Genomic DNA, 15,567 nt, shown 5'->3' with positions numbered 1-15,567 from the left:
TCAGTTCGCTCCCGAGAACTCGGCGCGGCGGGCGACGATCCAGCGCGCCACCGCATTGACCGCGAAGGTCACGACGAAGAGGATGAGGCCGGTCGCGATCAGCGTGTTCACGCCGGTGCCGTGCGCCTCCGGGAAGGCGAGCGCGATGTTGGCGGGGATCGGCGTGGGGTTGGTGGCGGTGAGCACGAGGAAGCTGACCACCGCGGAGGGGGAGAGCACCATCGTCACGGCCATGGTCTCGCCGAGTGCGCGGCCGAGGGCCAGCATCGCGGCCGACACCATGCCGCCGCGGGCGAAGGGGAGGACGGCCATGCGGACCATCTCCCAGCGGGTGGAGCCGAGGGCGAGGGCCGCCTCCTCATGGAGCTTCGGGGTCTGCAGGAAGACCTCGCGGCAGATGGCGGTCATGATCGGGATGCACATCACGGCGAGCACGAGGGCGGCGGTGAGGATGGTCTTCCCGGTCGCGGAGACCTGACCGCCGAAGAACGGCACCCACGACGCGTTCTCGTTGAGCCAGACGTAGATCGGCTGCAGCATGGGCGCGAGCACGAGGCCGCCCCAGAGGCCGAAGACCACGGAGGGCACCGCGGCGAGCAGGTCGATGATGTAGCCGAGGAAGGCGGCGAGTCGGCGGTGCGCGTAGTGCGAGATGAAGAGGGCGATGCCGATCGCGATGGGCGCGGCGATCAGGAGGGCGATGAACGACGCCCAGAGCGTGCCGAAGACGAGGGGCCACACGTACACCCAGAACGACTCGCCCCGGAGGATGTGGTTGTCGGTGGTGTCGAGCTGGAAGGCCGGCAGGCTCTGGATGACGAGGAAGGCGGCGACGAGCGCCAGCACGACCAGGATGATGATGCCGGCCGCCAGCGCGGTGCCGGAGAAGACCCGGTCGCCGAGGCGCTGCTTGGCCTTGATCGGTGTGGGCGGCGCCGGTGTCGGTGCCGGTGCCGTTGTCGGCTCCTGCGCGGTCGTGCTCATGATCTCCCTGTTTCGGGCCGGGTGGAGATGGATCGGGTGCTGACCTGGCGGAGCCCCCGCGCCCGCTCGGGGACGCGGGGGCACCGTCGTCAGTGGATCGGCAGGATCAGCCGACCTGGATCAGGTCGATCGCGGCCTGGACCTGCTCGCGCAGGCCGTCCGAGATCGGGGCGCTGCCGGCGTTCTCCGCGGCGGCATCCTGGCCCTCGGCGCTCGCGACGTACGTGAAGTACTCCTTCACGAGCTCCGCGACGTTGCTGTCCTCGTACTGCTCGCAGCCGATGAGGTAGCTGACCAGGGCGATCGGGTAGGCGCCGTCCGCGGCAGCGGCCGGGTCGACGTCGAAGACGAGGTCACCCTCGCCACGGCCCTCGGCGAGCGGCGAGCCCTCGACGAGCTTCGCGGCGGCCTCGGCCGAGTAGGCGACGAAGTCCTCGCCGACGCCCACGGCGACCTGGCCGAGGCCGTCCGCCTGCGAGGCGTCGAGGAAGCCGATGGCGCCGTTGCCGGCGGTGAGAGCCTGCTTGACACCCGAGGTGCCCTGAGCAGCCTCGCCGCCCTGGATCGGCCACTCGTCCGAGACCTCGTAGGTCCAGACGTCGGGGGCCGTCGCGCTGAGGTACTTGGCGAAGGTCTCCTGCGTGCCGGAAGGGTCGGAGCGGTGCACCGGCGAGATGGCCAGGTCGGGCAGCTCGACGCCGTCGTTGAGGGCCGCGATGGCCTCGTCGTTCCAGTTGGTGATCGTGCCGGCGAAGATGCCCGCGATCGTGGCGGCGTCGAGGTTCAGCGTGTCGATGCCCTCGAGGTTGAAGGCGACCGCGACGGGGGAGATGTAGAGGGGGACCTCGACGATGTCGTCGGTGGTGCAGGCGCCGAAGCCGCCGGCGGCGATCTCCTCGTCGTTGAACGCGCGGTCGGAGCCGATGAAGTTGCTGCCGCCCTCGAGGAAGTTCTCGCGGCCGGTGCCGGAGCCGGTGGGCTCGTAGTTGACCGTCACGTCGGGGTTGGCCGTCTGGAATGCGGCGACCCAGGCCTCCTGGGCTGCGGTCTGCGAGGACGCGCCGGTCGCGTCGATCGTGCCGGAGAGCGTGGACTCCGAGGGCTCTTCGCTGGAGCCGCCGGTTCCGCCTTCGTTCGCGGCACAGCCGGCGAGGGCGAGAGCGGCGACGGCGCCGATGGCGCCGATTCGTGCGATTCGGGAGATCTTCACTGTGGATCCTTCGATCTTGGAGGGGTGGGGCCCGGTGCAGGGCACACAGTGACGCTAGGGGCGACGGTTAACGAGACTCTCCCGCGCAGGTGAACGGCAGGTGAACGGCCAGCGACTCTCTGGGGCCGATCCCCGTCGTTGTGCGGGTCCCAGGGGCGCCTCCTCCGTTCGAATCGCCCACTGTGCGCCATCCCCGGCCCGGATGCAGCCCAGTGAGCGACTCGAACGAGGGAGGGGTCAGACCTTCGGCGCGTGGGTCTCGATCGAGATGATGCCGGAGCCGGGGTTCGTCGCCGAGACATGCACCACGGAGAACGCGCCGGTCTCCAGATCGGCGGCGCTGCTGACGTAGGAGCCGTGCACGGTGCCGGTCGCGAGGGCGATCTCCGAGAGGAGCGCGGGGAGCACGGGGCCGTGACTGCAGAGCACCGCGGGCTTGCCTGCACGGATGCGGCGACCGACGACGGAACGGAGGTCGGCGACGCCGTCCTCCCATGCGTCCTGGCTGATCTTCTCGGTGAGGACCGGCTTGCGGTCCAGGGCCTTGGCGAGCGGGGTGACGGTCTGCACGCAGCGCACCGCGTCGCTGGTGACGATCTTGCGCACGCCGAAAGCGCGGAGCGGTCCGACGATGGCCTTGGCCTGCCGCTTCCCGCGGTCGGTGAGCGGCCGGGCCGCGTCCGCCTTGTCCCACTCCGACCGGGGCAGGGCCTTCGCGTGCCGGAGGGCGATCACCGGGAAGGTCCGCAGCACGCCGTCGTCCACCAGCGCCGCGAACGCATCGAGGATCTCGAGGTCCACCGGGTAGCTCAGCGCGGCACGCGCCTTCTTCACGCTGACCCACTCGAGGGCGGCGATCTCGCGGTTCGGCACGAACGTCGAGGCGCGGATCGCGGCATCCGTGGCCTCGGCCGCCCAGTAGTGGACGACCTTCTGCTTGCGGGACGCGAGGTGATAGCGGCTGATCCCGACGGGGACGCCGAGTGCCACCCTGATGCCGGTCTCCTCGTGCACCTCGCGCACGGCGGTCTCCGCGAGCATCTCGCCCGGGTCGACCTTGCCCTTCGGGAGGGTGACGTCGCGGTACTTGGTGCGGTGGATGAGCAGGATGCGCAGCTTGCCGTCGACCAGACGCCAGACGACGGCCCCGGCCGCGTACACGGCCTTGTCCGCCCACTTCGCGTCGGCCGCGGACGCCGGGAGCTGGACCTGCCGCGCCGTCATCGAACCGCCCGCGCCCGACGACGTCGCTGGATCATCCCCATGGTCTTATCCTGCAGGTCGACGAGCGGCTTGCCATCGGCATCCACGGCGTGGCGCTCCCACACTCCGTCGCGGCCGAGATGCCACGACGAGGTCTGGTCGTCCATCGCCAGGTCGAAGAAGGCGGTCAGCTCCTTGAGGTGCGCGGGGTCGGTGACCCGCACCAGGGCCTCGACGCGACGGTCGAGGTTGCGGTGCATCATGTCGGCACTGCCGATGTACACCTGCGGGTCGCCGTCGTTCTCGAACGTGAAGATGCGGGAGTGCTCGAGGTAGCGGCCGAGGATGCTGCGGACCGTGATGTTGTCGCTGATCCCGTCGAGATCGGTCCGCAGGCTGCAGATGCCGCGCACCCACACGTCGACCTTCACCCCGGCGGCACTGGCGCGGTACAGCGCGTCGATGATCTCCTCGTCGACCATCGAGTTGACCTTGATGCGGATGTGCGCGGGCTTTCCCGACTCGGCGATCCGGCGTTCCGCGTCGATCAGCCGGACGAGGCCCTTGCGGAGGTGGAGCGGGGCGACGAGCAGACGCTTGAACTTCTTCTCGATCGCGTAGCCGCTGAGCTCGTTGAACAGCCGCGTGAGATCCTTGCCGACCTGGGCGTCGGCGGTGAACAGCCCGAAGTCCTCGTAGATGCGGCTGGTCTTCGGGTTGTAGTTGCCGGTGCCGACGTGCGAGTAGTGCTGGAGCTTGCCGTCCTCCTCGCGGATCACGAGGGCGAGCTTGCAGTGCGTCTTGAGGCCGACCAGGCCGTACACCACGTGCACGCCGGCCTTCTCCAGCTTGCGCGCCCAGACGATGTTGTTCGCCTCGTCGAATCGCGCCTTCACCTCGACGAGCGCGAGCACCTGCTTGCCGGCCTCGGCCGCGTCGATGAGGGCCTGCACGACGGGGCTGTCTCCGGAGGTCCGGTACAGCGTCTGCTTGATCGCGAGCACGTGCGGGTCGCGGGCGGCCTGCTCGAGGAACGCCTGCACGCTCGTGGTGAAGGACTCGTACGGGTGGTGCACGAGGACGTCGGACTTGCGGATCGCCTTGAAGATGTCGGCTCGGTTGCTCGACCCCGCGGGCTGGAAGGCGACGGCGGTGGTGGGCAGGTGCGGCGGGTACCGCAGGTCCGGACGGTCGATCCGCGACAGGTCGAACAGTCCGCGCAGGTCGAGCGGTCCAGGCAGGCGATAGACCTCGAGGTCGGTGATGTCGAGTTCCCGGACCAGCAGGTCCATGGTGACATCGTCCATGTCGTCGGTGATCTCGAGCCGGATGGGCGGACCGAACCGACGACGCAGCAGCTCGGCCTCGAGCGCCTGGATCAGGTTCTCGCTCTCGTCCTCCTCGATCTCCACGTCCTCGTTGCGGGTGAGGCGGAAGGCGTGGTGGTCCAGCACCTCCATGCCGGGGAAGAGGTCGCCGAGATGGTTGGCGATGAGTTCCTCCAGCCGCAGGAAGCGCTTGATCTCGCCGCCGCCCGGCACCTCGACGAAGCGCGGCAGCATGGGCGGCACCTTGAGACGGGCGAACTCCTGCCGTCCGGTCCGCGCGTTGCGGATGCGGATGGCGAGGTTCAGGGAGAGGCCGGAGATGTAGGGGAACGGGTGCGCCGGGTCGACCGCCAGCGGCATCAGCACCGGGAAGACCTGCGCCCCGAAGTAGTCCGAGAGCGCCCGGCGCTCGTCGTCGGTGAGATCGGACCACTCGGTGATCTCGATGCCGGAGTCGGCGAGAGCGGGACGGACGAGCGTCGTCCACGCGTCCGCGTGGCGGAGCTGGAGCGCGTGGGCCTCCCGCGAGATGTCGGCGAGGGCGTCGACGGGGGAGCGCCCGATGTTGGTCGGCACGGCGAGACCGGTCATGATGCGCCGCTTGAGTCCGGCGACACGCACCATGAAGAACTCGTCGAGGTTGCTGGCGAAGATCGCCAGGAAGTTCGCCCGCTCCAGCTCCGGCAGCGACGGATCCTCCGCGAGCTCCAGCACGCGCTGGTTGAACGCGAGCCAGCTCAGCTCGCGGTCCAGATAGCGGTGGTCGGGGAGCTGCGAGTCCGGCGCCTCGACGGCGTCGTCGAAGTCGTCGTCTTCGGCGTCACCGAGGCCGGCGTCGGCGAGTGCGGGATCGATCATGGGGTACATCTAAGCACCGGCAGGTGTCGGACGTGTGAACAGCGGTCAGCGCGAGCCGACCAGGCTGTCGTCCTCGTAGACGTTGAAGCGGTAACCGACGTTGCGCACCGTGCCGATGATCTGCTCCTGATCGCCGAGCTTGGCGCGCAGCCGCCGCACGTGCACGTCGACGGTCCTGGTACCGCCGAAGTAGTCGTACCCCCACACCTCGCTCAGCAGCTGCTCACGGGTGAACACCCGCGAGGGATGGGTCGCGAGGAAGTGCAGGAGCTGGAACTCCTTGTAGGTGAGGTCGAGCGGTCGCCCGTGCAGCTTCGCCGAGTACGACTGCTCGTCGATCGTGACCCCGGAGGCCTGCACGCGCGCCGGCTCCGCGACCTCGTCCCGTCGGGCGAGCGCGAGGCGCACGCGGGCGTCGATCTCGGCGGGGCCGGCGGTGGACAGCAGCACATCGTCGATGCCCCATTCGCCCGACAGTGCGCTCATGCCGCCCTCGGTCACGACGAGCAGGAGCGGCGCATCCTGCCCGGTCGCCCGCAGCAGACGGCACAGCGACTTCGCCCCGACGAGGTCGTGACGGCCGTCGACGATCACGATGTCGTACTCCGGGGCGTTGATGAGCTGGGCCGGCTCGGCGGGGATCTGCCGCGTGCGATGACTCAGCAGCTCGAGGGCGGGCAGCACCTGCTCCGAGAGCGGAGCATTGGTCAGAACCAGCACCAGGGCCACGCGCACTCCTCACCGGCGGGGGGATCGACGCCGTGCCGCCATGATAGCGGCCGCCGATGCGCAAGAATGGTGACATGTCAGAACCGGCTCTCGCGCCCCGCAACGCCTTCACCGGCGTGATCGCGGTCTGGGCGACCGCGTTCGTCGGCAGCATCGTCATCGGGATCTTCGCTCCGGAGGAGTGGCGGATCCCCTGGATGCTCGTGGGCTTCGGTGCGGTCGTGCTCCTCTCCTTCGCGGTGCAGCTCTGGTACGGCCGCACGCAGGGCTTCATCTTCCGCGTCGCGAGCAGCGTGACGGGCTCCCTGCTGCTGATGGGGATCATCTCCGTCGGCTTCGGCCTGGCCGCCCTCATCCCTGCCTGAGCCGGATCGCCGGGGGTAAGGTGGAGGTCATGGACATCATGGCGCTCGAAATCTTCTTCATCGGCCTGCTGGGCCTGGCGAGCCTCGCGATCGTGTTCGTCTCGGCCGTGGTGCTGCGCAACCTCTTCCGCGGCCAGCGCTGACGACATCGTGATCGAGCTCCCCACAGACCTCCCCGCCGACCTCGCCCCGCTGGCGTGGTTGATCGGCGTGTGGGAGGGCTCCGGGGTGATCGACTACCCCGTCGGGGAGGAGCGGCTGCAGGGGGAGTTCACCCATCGCGTGAGCTTCAGCCATGACGGCGGACCGTTCCTCAACTACGCGGCGACCGCCACGTTCGTCGGCGATGAAGCCGCACCCGCCGTCCCGCTGACCGCCGAGTCCGGATTCTGGCGACTGGCGCGACCGGCTGCGGCGACCGATGCAGGTCCCGCCCTGCTCCCGCCGACGGCGACGCCCGTGACCCGCACCGTCGACGACGTCGAGACGCTGCGATCGCCCAACGGCGCCTTCCCGCTCGAGGTGTCGCTGGCCCGCTCGGACGGCATGCTCGAGTACTACGTCGGTGAGATCAACGGTCCTCGTGTCGACCTCTCGTCCGACGCCATCGTGCGCGGCGCCGGTGCCAAGGACTACGCCTCCGCCTCGCGGATGTACGGGCTCGTCGACGGGCACCTGCTGTGGGCGTGGGACATCGCGGCCCTCGGCACACCTCTGCGGGCGCACGCCTCGGCGCGTCTCGCCCGCGTCTGAACGGAGCACACCGTGAGCAGCAGCGTCTTCGACGGCGTCCCCGGAGCGATCACGGGTGAGCGCGGGATCGCCCACTTCGGCGACCCCTTCCGCGAGCAGCGGCGTCTCGCAACCGGAACGGCCATCGCGCCCCTCGACGACCGGACGGTCATCGAGGTGTCCGGCCCCGAACGCCTCCCGTGGCTCGACTCCATCACGTCCCAGGCGGTGAGCGGCTTGCGCGCAGGGGAGAGCACCGAGCTCCTCGTGCTCGACCCGCAGGGGCGGGTGGAGCACGCGGCCGGCGTCCTCGACGACGGCATCTCGACCTGGCTCCTCGCGGACGCCGGCGACGCCGAGGGACTCGCGACGTGGCTGACACGGATGAAGTTCCGCACCCAGGCCACCGTCGAGCTGCGCCCCGACCTCGCGCTGCTCGGATTCGTCGACGGCGGCTCCGCTGCCGACCGCGTGCGCGGCCTCGACGGTGTGCGGGTGTGGGTCGACCCCTGGCAGCGCATCAGCGTGGGCGGCCACCAGTACGCCGCGGTGTCCTCCCACCCCGGGGCGGACCTCGCCTGGCGGATCGGCATCGTGCCCGAGACGGCGGCGCGCGCACTCGCCGCGGACCTCGACCGCGAGGACGTCGCCGGGCTGCTCGCCGCCGAGGCCCTGCGGATCGCCGCCTGGCGTCCGCGCTGGGCAGCCGAGGTCGACGAGCGGTCGTTACCGCACGAGTCGGACTGGCTCCGCAGTGCCGTGCACTTGAACAAGGGCTGCTACCGCGGCCAGGAGACGGTCGCGAAGGTGCACAACCTCGGGCATCCGCCGCGGCGTCTCGCACTGCTCCAGCTCGACGGCAGCGACGCCGTGCTTCCGGAACCCGGTGCTCCGGTGTTCGCGGGTGATGACGAGGTCGGGCACATCACCTCCTCCGCGCGGCATCACGAGGACGGGCCGATCGCCCTCGCTCTCCTGTCCCGCCGCGCCCCCGTCGGCGACCTCGTCGTCCGCGCCGAAGGGATCGACATCGCCGCGTCCCAGCAGATCATCGTGCCAGCGGACGCGGGCGCCACCGCGGATGTGCCGCGACTGACGCGGCTGTCCCGCCGTCCCACAGCGCCGGATCCCCGCGACGCCGGAGTCTGAGCTGACGGGCGCCGGTCAGGCCGGTGCCACCGCCTCCCACGGCAGGGTGAGCTCTCCCAGTCGCCAGCGGCTCCGTCCGCCCTGCACGGGCCAGCCCTGCGCGCGCAGTGCGGCCACCGCGGCGAGGAAGCGCTGCGTGGCTCCGAAGGTCGACAGGGGAGCGGCGCGCTCCCACTCCCGGTCCAGGTCGACGAGCAGTGCGTGGATGCGCTCGCCGGGGACGTTGCGATGGATGAGGGCCTTGGGCAGCCGCTCCGCGACGATGCTCGGGACCTCGAGTCCGCGGAGGCGAAGGGAGATGGAGAAACGGAGGGGAGCGCCGACGGGATCGACATCCACCCAGCTCGCGACGCGCCCGATCTCGTCGCAGGTCCCCTCCACCAGCAGTCCTTCCGGCGAGAGGCGGTGCGCCATCGTCCGCCAGGCGCCCGCGACCTCGGCTTCGTCGTACTGCCGCAGGACGTTCATCGCCCGGATGACGGCGGGGCGCCGGCCGTCAGGGAGCGGCACCTCGAATCCGCCGCGGGCGAAGGAGACGCGGAGGTCGGCGGGGAATGGAGTCCGGCCGGCTCGGACCTCGCCGAGCTGCTGCTCTGCGGTGGACACCCGCTCCGGATCGAGTTCCAGACCGCGCACCTCCGCGTCCGGCCGCACTCGTCGCAGTCGTGCGGCCAGCTCGAACGCGGTCACCCCGCTCGCCCCGAAACCGAGGTCGACGACGAGCGGGTCCGCGGCGCGACGGAAGGCGGGGGAGGCGGCGATCCACCGGTCGTTCCGACGCAGCCGGTTCGTCCCGGTCGTGCCGCGGGTCGGCCGACCGAGGGGAGATGACGCCATGCGTCCATCCTCCCTCCTCCGCCGCTGCGCCCGCTCCGCGCCCCCGGATAAACTGGCGACATGACTGCGAAGCGCACCCTGATCCTGCTCCGCCACGGCCAGAGCGAGTGGAACGAACTGAACCTCTTCACCGGCTGGGTGGACGTCCGCCTGACCGAGCAGGGCAAGGGCGAGGCCCGTCGCGGCGGTGAGCTGCTCGCCGAGTCCGGCATCCTGCCCGACGTGCTGCACACGTCGCTGCTGAGCCGGGCCATCCAGACCGCCGACATCGCGCTGGATGCGGCCGACCGGCTGTGGATCCCGGTGAAGCGGTCGTGGCGCCTCAACGAGCGTCACTACGGCGCTCTGCAGGGCAAGGACAAGGCACAGACCCTCGAGGAGTTCGGCCCGGAGCAGTTCCAGCTGTGGCGCCGCTCGTTCGACGTCCCGCCGCCCCCGCTGGACGACGCGAGCGAGTTCAGCCAGGTGGGCGACGCCCGCTACGAGGGCATCGACGGCGAGGTGCCGCGCACGGAATCGCTCAAGCTCGTCATCGACCGCCTCCTGCCGTACTGGGACGCGGAGATCGTCCCCGACCTCGAAGCCGGCAAGACCGTGCTCGTGACGGCACACGGCAACTCGCTGCGCGGCCTCGTCAAGCACCTCGAGGGGATCAGCGACGACGACATCGCCGGCCTGAACATCCCGACCGGCATCCCGCTCGTGTACGAGCTCGACGAGAACAACGCGCCGACCGGTCCCGGCCGGTACCTCGACCCGGAGGCCGCCGCCGCCGGTGCCGCGGCCGTGGCCGCCCAGGGCAAGAAGTAACCGAGACCCCGGTTTCACGTCGAGACCCCCTGCTGCAGTCGCCTGCAGCAGGGGGTCTCGACGGTAAGGCGGGGTTTCGGGTCAGGCGTGACCGAGCTGCTCCTGCTGCTCCACCGCGAGGGCGATGTCCTCCTCCTCGACGTGCCAGTCGCCCGTCGCGAGGTAGACGACCTTCTTGGCGACGGCGACCGCGTGGTCCGCGAACCGCTCGTGGTACCGGCTGGCGAGCGTCGCGTCGACCGTGGCGACGGCCTCGCCCTTCCAGTTGTCGCTGAGCACCTTCTCGAAGACGCTGGCGTGCAGCTCGTCGACGTCGTCATCGGCGTTGCGGATGGCGTCCGCGAACTTGAGGTCCTGCGTGCGCAGGAGCTCGGCGAGCGTGCGGGAGATCTCCACGTCCAGCTCGCCCATCTTCACGAAGGTGCCCTTGAGGCCCTTCGGGATCGCGCGCTCCGGGAACCGCAGCCGCGCGAGCTGGGCGATGTGCTCGGACATGTCGCCCATCCGCTCCAGGGATGCGCTGACGCGGAGCGCCGTGACGACGATGCGGAGGTCGCGCGCGACCGGCTGCTGCCGGGCGAGGATCTCGATGGCCTGCTCGTCCAGCGCGACCGCGAGCTCGTCGATCTTGGCGTCGTCGGCGATGACCTCCTCGGCCAGCGCGACGTCGCTCGTGGCGAAGGCGCGGGTGGCCTTGTCGATGGAGACCGTCACGAGCTCGGCGATCTCGACGAGGCGGGACTGCAGGTCCTCGAGGGACTGGTGGAAGACTTCGCGCATGGTGGGCGCAACCTTTCGTTCGGATCCCGGCTGACGGTCCAGCGCGGGGCGGCGGGGCGTCCGCATGGGGGAGGACTGCGCGCGCGCAGGCCTGAAGCGATTGTCTGCTCCGAAGGTTAACGAACGGTGCCCAGCGAGTGAATAGTACGTCTCCGCTCCCCGTGATGGCGCGGAAACCCGCCGGATCGACGGTGAACGCGCTCTACGCTGGAGTCATGACCCTGCCGCAGCTCGCGCTGTCCTCCCTCGCCATCGGGTTGGCGATCGGCGTGGGCCTCTCGCTCCTCGTGGTCTGGGCGTACCGCGCCCGGGCGCGGGCGGAGGAGGAGACCTCGATGGTCATCCCGACCGGGATCACCGACGTGCTGCGCAGCATGGACGATGCCGCGTGCGTCGTGGACGTCTCGGGGCTCGTGCTGGCCACCTCCAAGGCCGCGACGCGTTTCGGGATCGAGGTCGGGTCGACGCTCGACAATCCCGAGCTCCGGCAGCTCGTGCGCGGTGTGCGCTCGACGGGGGAGACGGCGACGGCCTCGATGCGGATCACCCGCGGCGGTCTGAGTCTCGACCCCCGACTCGTGTCGGCCAGGGCGAGCGCGATCGGCACGCGCCTCGTGCTCCTCATCATCCGGGACGTGACTGAGCAGGAGCGCCTCGATCAGATGCGCCGCGACTTCGTGGCCAACACGAGCCACGAGCTGAAGACGCCCGTCGGCGCGGTGAGCCTGCTCGCCGAGGCCATCGAGTCCGCCGCCGACGATCCCGCTCAGGTCCGCGCGTTCGCCTCCCGGATCTCGGCGGAGGCCGGCCGGCTCGGCCAGCTCACCGGGCGCATCATGAGCCTGTCGCGGCTGCAGGCGGAGGACGGGCTGACCGAGGTCGCGCCCGTCTCGATCGACGAGGTCATCGCCTCCTCGATCGAGGCCCATGTCGTGCAGGCGGACTCGGCCGGCGTCGAACTCGCCCGCGGCGGCGACCGCGGCGTGTGGGTCCGCGGCGACGCGCAGATCCTCATCGAGGCCGTCGGCAACCTCATCGCCAACGCGATCGTCTACTCGCCCCGCGGCTCCCGGGTGGGCGTCGGGGTGAAGGCCGACGACGACGTCGTGGAGATCGCCGTGTCCGACCAGGGCATCGGGATCGTCGAGGCCGATCGCGAGCGCATCTTCGAGCGGTTCTACCGTGCCGACGAAGCCCGCTCGCGGCGCACCGGCGGCACCGGCCTCGGGCTGTCCATCGTCAAGCACGCCACTCAGCGGCACGGGGGAGAGGTGCGGCTGTGGTCGCGCCCCGGCCGAGGATCGACGTTCACCATCCGCCTGCCTCGCATCGACGCCCCCGCGAACAGCGGGCAGGGCAAGAAGAGCAAGAAGAAGCGCGCACGCAAGGGCGCCCCCGCGACCGGGGCGACGCGCGTCCGAAACGGAGAGACCGCATGACCCGCATCCTTCTCGTCGAAGACGAGCCCGACCTCGCCGACCCCCTCGCGTACCTGCTGCGCCGCGAGGGCTACGAGGTCGAGATCGCCGAGGACGGTCCCGGTGCGCTGACGGCGTTCCGGGAGCGCGGCGCCGACATCGTGCTGCTCGATCTCATGCTGCCGGGGATGCCGGGGACCGAGGTGTGCCGTCAGATCCGCTCGACGTCCGCCGTGCCGATCATCATGCTGACCGCCAAGGACTCCGAGGTCGACATCGTGGTCGGGCTCGAGCTCGGCGCCGACGACTACATCACCAAGCCCTACTCGTCGCGGGAGCTCCTCGCCCGGATGCGGGCGGTGCTGCGACGCGTCGTGCAGGCCGAGGGCGAGTTGGACGAACGGGTGCTGGAGGGCGGGCGCGTCTCGCTCGACATCGATCGGCACACGGTGTCGGTCGCCGGCGAGCAGATCAACATGCCGCTGAAGGAGTTCGAGCTTCTGGAGGTGCTGATGCGCAACTCCGGTCGGGTGCTCACGCGCGGCCAGCTCATCGACCGCGTCTGGGGGAGCGACTACTTCGGCGACACCAAGACGCTCGACGTCCACATCAAGCGCATCCGCTCGCGGATCGAGGAGAACCCCAGCGAGCCGGTGATGCTCGTGACCGTCCGCGGCCTGGGATATCGCTTCGAGGGCTGACGACAGACAGAAGAGGCCGGCACCCGCGGGTGCCGGCCTCTTCTGTTTGTCTGCGGACTCAGTCCTGCGGAGCGAGGTCCGAGTAGTACGGCAGCGTGCCGTCGAGGACCGGGATCTCGGTCGTCACACCGGCGGAGTCGCCGGACTGGAAGTGCATCGCGACGGTCGCGCCGGGCATCGTGTCGAGGCCGGTGATCTCCACGGGCTCCTCGTCGGCGCCGAAGCTTATCCTTCCGCCGGCAGGCACGGTGATCTGGAAGGGGTCGCCGCCCTCCAGCGAGACCGTGAGGGTGGCGCGGTCCTGCGACGGGTTGACCACAGCGCCGACGAAGTTGCCGACCGAGCCGTCCTCGTTCGCGATGATCAGGGCGTTGCGCACGGCGATGGGGCCGTCCTGATCGGAGACGTTCACGCCGTCGGAGGCGGCGTATTCGGTCTTCGTCGCCTGAGGGGTGATGAACGTGCACCCGGTCGCGCCGAGCAGAACGAGGGCGCTGATGGCGGCAGACGCGACAAGGCGCGATTTCACGGGTCCTCCTGAGGTCCGACGGGATATCCCTCCCCATTCTATGGGTAAGTCCGGAGCGCGCAGGGAACAGGGAGCGCGAACCTTAGCGCATATCCCCTGTGGTATCCTTGAGGTTGCCGAAAGGACATGTTTTTATGCTTTTTGAGGTTGGCGAGACCGTCGTCTATCCGCACCATGGCGCTGCGACCATCATCGAGGTCAAGGAGCGCATCATCAAGGGCGAGGCGAAGAAGTACCTGAAGCTCAACGTCACGCAGGGTGATCTCATCATCGAGGTCCCGGCTGAGAACGTCGACCTCGTCGGCGTTCGCGACGTGATCGGCAAGGAGGGCCTCGACCACGTGTTCGAGGTGCTGCGCGCGCCGTTCACGGAGGAGCCCACCAACTGGTCGCGCCGATACAAGGCGAACCTGGAGAAGCTCGCGTCCGGCGATGTCATCAAGGTGAGCGAGGTCGTGCGCGACCTCTGGCGCCGTGACCAGGACCGCGGCCTGTCCGCGGGTGAGAAGCGGATGCTGGCCAAGGCCCGGCAGATCCTCATCTCCGAGCTGGCGCTGGCCGAGAAGATCGATGAGGACAAGGCGGGCGCACTGCTCGACGAGGTCCTCGCGTCCTGAGACGTCCTCCACGAAAGGCGGGTGCTGCGGCACCCGCCTTTCGTCGTTCCCGCGGGTAACGTGAAGCTGTGAGCATCCTCCCCGTCCCGCACACCGCGATCATCGTCGTCGCCGCCGGCTCCGGCACCCGTCTCGAGGCGGGGGCACCCAAGGCCTTCGTCGGCATCGACGGGCGCACGATCCTGCGGCATGCCCTCGACGGTGTCTTCGCGGCGGCCCCGATGCAGGTCGTGGTGGTCGCCCCGTCGGGCTACGAAGGTGACGCGCAGACGGAGCTGCTGGCGGCTGCCGGCGATCGCGCCGACCTGGGCCGCGTGGTCACGGGAGGAGCGACGCGGCAGGAGTCCGTCGCCGCCGGACTCGCGGCCCTGTGGGGGGACATCACGACGGTGCTCGTGCACGATGCCGCCCGCGCCCTCACGCCGCCTACCGTCATCGATGCCGTGGCGGCGGCCGTGGTCGGCGACGCCGGAGCGGTGCCGAGTCTGCCCGTGGTCGACACGCTCAAGCGGGTGGCCGACGGCCTCGTCGTCGGCGCCGTGGATCGCGCGGAGCTCGCGGCCGCGCAGACGCCGCAGGGATTCCCGCGCCGATTGCTGGAAGCGGCGTACGCGGAGGCGACAGCCCAGGGCACCGAGTACACGGATGACGCCGCGCTCTTCGCCGCAGCCGGGAATGCGGTGCGGCTGGTGCCCGGCTCGGAGCGTTCGTTCAAGATCACCACCCCCGCCGACCTCGAGCGCGCGCGCCTCCTCGTGGCGACGACTCCGGGGGCGCCCTCCGCGGCGGCGCGGCCGTCGGCGGTCGTTGTCGACGCTCCCCGCGTGGGGATCGGCACGGACGTGCATGCCTTCGGCGGCGACGGGGCGCTGTGGCTGGCGGGGCTGGAATGGCCGGGGGAGCCCGCGCTCTCCGGGCACTCCGACGGCGACGCCGTCGCCCACGCCATCGTCGACGCGCTGCTCGGGGCTGCAGGGCTCGGCGACATCGGGCAGCACTTCGGCACGGCCCATCCGGAGTACGCGGGGGCTCACGCGGACGTCTTCCTCTCCCGCACCGGGGAGCTCCTGGCGGAGGCGGGGTTCGCGATCGGCAACGTGTCCGTCCAGTTCCAGGGCAACCGTCCGCGATTCAGCGGACGCCGCGGGGAGGCCGAGGCGGCGCTGTCGGCGGCGCTCGGGGGCGCCCCGGTGACGGTCACGGCCACGACGACGGACGGTCTCGGGTTCCCCGGGCGGGGCGAGGGGATCGCGGTCACGGCCGTCGCCGTCGTCATCCCGCGACCGGAGCGGGGTCTCCCAGCGCCCGCCGAGTAGG

General features: G+C 70.3%; 16 protein-coding genes. 8 read left to right on the top strand and 8 right to left on the bottom strand.

Annotated features, from left to right (window positions below; all coding sequences use genetic code 11):
- The 5 genes from pstC to MICNX66_RS12105 form a co-directional block, all read right to left on the bottom strand.
- Entirely contained in the window at positions 1 to 984 is a 984-nt protein-coding gene (gene pstC, locus MICNX66_RS12125; RefSeq protein WP_187662094.1) for a phosphate ABC transporter permease subunit PstC, read from the bottom strand.
- 106 nt (positions 985 to 1,090) lie between these two features.
- Complete coding sequence (locus tag MICNX66_RS12120) at positions 1,091 to 2,194, bottom strand: phosphate ABC transporter substrate-binding protein PstS (RefSeq protein ID WP_187662093.1); 1,104 nt, start codon at positions 2,192 to 2,194, stop codon at positions 1,091 to 1,093.
- 237 nt (positions 2,195 to 2,431) lie between these two features.
- Positions 2,432 to 3,418: an NUDIX hydrolase gene (locus MICNX66_RS12115; RefSeq protein WP_187662092.1), complete on the bottom strand. Its 987-nt coding sequence runs from the start codon at positions 3,416 to 3,418 to the stop codon at positions 2,432 to 2,434.
- Positions 3,415 to 5,583, bottom strand: coding sequence for an RNA degradosome polyphosphate kinase (locus tag MICNX66_RS12110; RefSeq protein WP_187662091.1), 2,169 nt, complete (start codon positions 5,581 to 5,583; stop codon positions 3,415 to 3,417). Before MICNX66_RS12110 ends, MICNX66_RS12115 begins: the two co-directional genes overlap by 4 nt.
- A 45-nt stretch (positions 5,584 to 5,628) precedes the next feature.
- Complete coding sequence (locus MICNX66_RS12105; RefSeq protein WP_060923071.1) at positions 5,629 to 6,312, bottom strand: winged helix-turn-helix transcriptional regulator; 684 nt, start codon at positions 6,310 to 6,312, stop codon at positions 5,629 to 5,631.
- A gap of 74 nt (positions 6,313 to 6,386) precedes the next feature.
- Here MICNX66_RS12105 and MICNX66_RS12100 point away from each other — a divergent pair, with 74 nt between their 5' ends.
- The 3 genes from MICNX66_RS12100 to ygfZ all read left to right on the top strand — a co-directional run bounded on the left by MICNX66_RS12100 (position 6,387) and on the right by ygfZ (position 8,558).
- Positions 6,387 to 6,677, top strand: a complete 291-nt coding sequence (locus MICNX66_RS12100; RefSeq protein WP_187662090.1) for a hypothetical protein — start codon at positions 6,387 to 6,389, stop codon at positions 6,675 to 6,677.
- Between the two features lie 150 nt (positions 6,678 to 6,827).
- Positions 6,828 to 7,430, top strand: coding sequence for an FABP family protein (locus MICNX66_RS12095; RefSeq protein WP_187662089.1), 603 nt, complete (start codon positions 6,828 to 6,830; stop codon positions 7,428 to 7,430).
- Between the two features lie 12 nt (positions 7,431 to 7,442).
- Complete coding sequence (gene ygfZ, locus MICNX66_RS12090; RefSeq protein WP_187662088.1) at positions 7,443 to 8,558, top strand: CAF17-like 4Fe-4S cluster assembly/insertion protein YgfZ; 1,116 nt, start codon at positions 7,443 to 7,445, stop codon at positions 8,556 to 8,558.
- 15 nt (positions 8,559 to 8,573) lie between these two features.
- Here ygfZ and MICNX66_RS12085 read toward each other — a convergent pair whose 3' ends face one another.
- On the bottom strand, positions 8,574 to 9,395 hold the full coding sequence (locus MICNX66_RS12085) for a class I SAM-dependent methyltransferase (RefSeq protein WP_187662087.1): 822 nt from the start codon (positions 9,393 to 9,395) through the stop codon (positions 8,574 to 8,576).
- A 60-nt stretch (positions 9,396 to 9,455) separates the two neighbouring features.
- On the opposite strand from MICNX66_RS12085, the gene MICNX66_RS12080 reads away from it, so the two are divergent.
- Complete coding sequence (locus tag MICNX66_RS12080; protein WP_101848551.1) at positions 9,456 to 10,205, top strand: phosphoglyceromutase; 750 nt, start codon at positions 9,456 to 9,458, stop codon at positions 10,203 to 10,205.
- An 81-nt stretch (positions 10,206 to 10,286) separates the two neighbouring features.
- On the opposite strand, the gene phoU is transcribed toward MICNX66_RS12080, so the two are convergent.
- Positions 10,287 to 10,985 carry a phosphate signaling complex protein PhoU gene (phoU, locus tag MICNX66_RS12075; protein ID WP_187662086.1) on the bottom strand — a complete coding sequence of 233 codons (699 nt, stop codon included), beginning with the start codon at positions 10,983 to 10,985 and terminating at the stop codon, positions 10,287 to 10,289.
- A gap of 215 nt (positions 10,986 to 11,200) precedes the next feature.
- Between phoU and MICNX66_RS12070 the strand changes: the two genes are divergently transcribed.
- Together MICNX66_RS12070 and MICNX66_RS12065 are read left to right on the top strand one after the other, a co-directional pair.
- Entirely contained in the window at positions 11,201 to 12,424 is a 1,224-nt protein-coding gene (locus MICNX66_RS12070) for a sensor histidine kinase (protein WP_187662085.1), read from the top strand.
- Positions 12,421 to 13,104, top strand: a complete 684-nt coding sequence (locus MICNX66_RS12065) for a response regulator transcription factor (protein WP_071328841.1) — start codon at positions 12,421 to 12,423, stop codon at positions 13,102 to 13,104. The genes MICNX66_RS12070 and MICNX66_RS12065 overlap by 4 nt, the downstream gene beginning before the upstream one ends.
- A 58-nt stretch (positions 13,105 to 13,162) precedes the next feature.
- Here the strand turns inward: MICNX66_RS12065 and MICNX66_RS12060 are convergent, their stop codons facing one another.
- On the bottom strand, positions 13,163 to 13,633 hold the full coding sequence (locus tag MICNX66_RS12060) for a DNA modification methylase (protein WP_187662084.1): 471 nt from the start codon (positions 13,631 to 13,633) through the stop codon (positions 13,163 to 13,165).
- A 134-nt stretch (positions 13,634 to 13,767) separates the two neighbouring features.
- Here MICNX66_RS12060 and MICNX66_RS12055 point away from each other — a divergent pair, with 134 nt between their 5' ends.
- Positions 13,768 to 14,250, top strand: a complete 483-nt coding sequence (locus MICNX66_RS12055) for a CarD family transcriptional regulator (protein ID WP_045255828.1) — start codon at positions 13,768 to 13,770, stop codon at positions 14,248 to 14,250.
- A 68-nt stretch (positions 14,251 to 14,318) separates the two neighbouring features.
- Positions 14,319 to 15,566: a 2-C-methyl-D-erythritol 4-phosphate cytidylyltransferase gene (ispD, locus tag MICNX66_RS12050; protein WP_187662083.1), complete on the top strand. Its 1,248-nt coding sequence runs from the start codon at positions 14,319 to 14,321 to the stop codon at positions 15,564 to 15,566.
- Position 15,567: the final 1 nt, after the last annotated feature.

This window comes from Microbacterium sp. Nx66 (genome assembly GCF_904066215.1).
In the GTDB taxonomy this organism is placed as follows: domain Bacteria; phylum Actinomycetota; class Actinomycetes; order Actinomycetales; family Microbacteriaceae; genus Microbacterium; species Microbacterium meiriae.
Note: the sequence above shows the minus strand (reverse complement) of the source record. Positions and strands in the feature narration are given on the sequence as shown.

Bases quoted from the DNA above. Each gene is read 5' to 3' on its own strand.
- pstC (WP_187662094.1), bottom strand. From the start codon at position 984: ATGAGCACGACCGCGCAGGAGCCGACAACGGCACCGGCACCGACACCG.
- MICNX66_RS12115 (WP_187662092.1), bottom strand. From the start codon at position 3,418: ATGACGGCGCGGCAGGTCCAGCTCCCGGCGTCCGCGGCCGACGCGAAG.
- MICNX66_RS12110 (WP_187662091.1), bottom strand. From the start codon at position 5,583: ATGATCGATCCCGCACTCGCCGACGCCGGCCTCGGTGACGCCGAAGAC.
- MICNX66_RS12100 (WP_187662090.1), top strand. From the start codon at position 6,387: ATGTCAGAACCGGCTCTCGCGCCCCGCAACGCCTTCACCGGCGTGATC.
- MICNX66_RS12085 (WP_187662087.1), bottom strand. From the start codon at position 9,395: ATGGCGTCATCTCCCCTCGGTCGGCCGACCCGCGGCACGACCGGGACG.
- MICNX66_RS12080 (WP_101848551.1), top strand. From the start codon at position 9,456: ATGACTGCGAAGCGCACCCTGATCCTGCTCCGCCACGGCCAGAGCGAG.
- phoU (WP_187662086.1), bottom strand. From the start codon at position 10,985: ATGCGCGAAGTCTTCCACCAGTCCCTCGAGGACCTGCAGTCCCGCCTC.
- MICNX66_RS12070 (WP_187662085.1), top strand. From the start codon at position 11,201: ATGACCCTGCCGCAGCTCGCGCTGTCCTCCCTCGCCATCGGGTTGGCG.
- MICNX66_RS12065 (WP_071328841.1), top strand. From the start codon at position 12,421: ATGACCCGCATCCTTCTCGTCGAAGACGAGCCCGACCTCGCCGACCCC.
- MICNX66_RS12055 (WP_045255828.1), top strand. From the start codon at position 13,768: ATGCTTTTTGAGGTTGGCGAGACCGTCGTCTATCCGCACCATGGCGCT.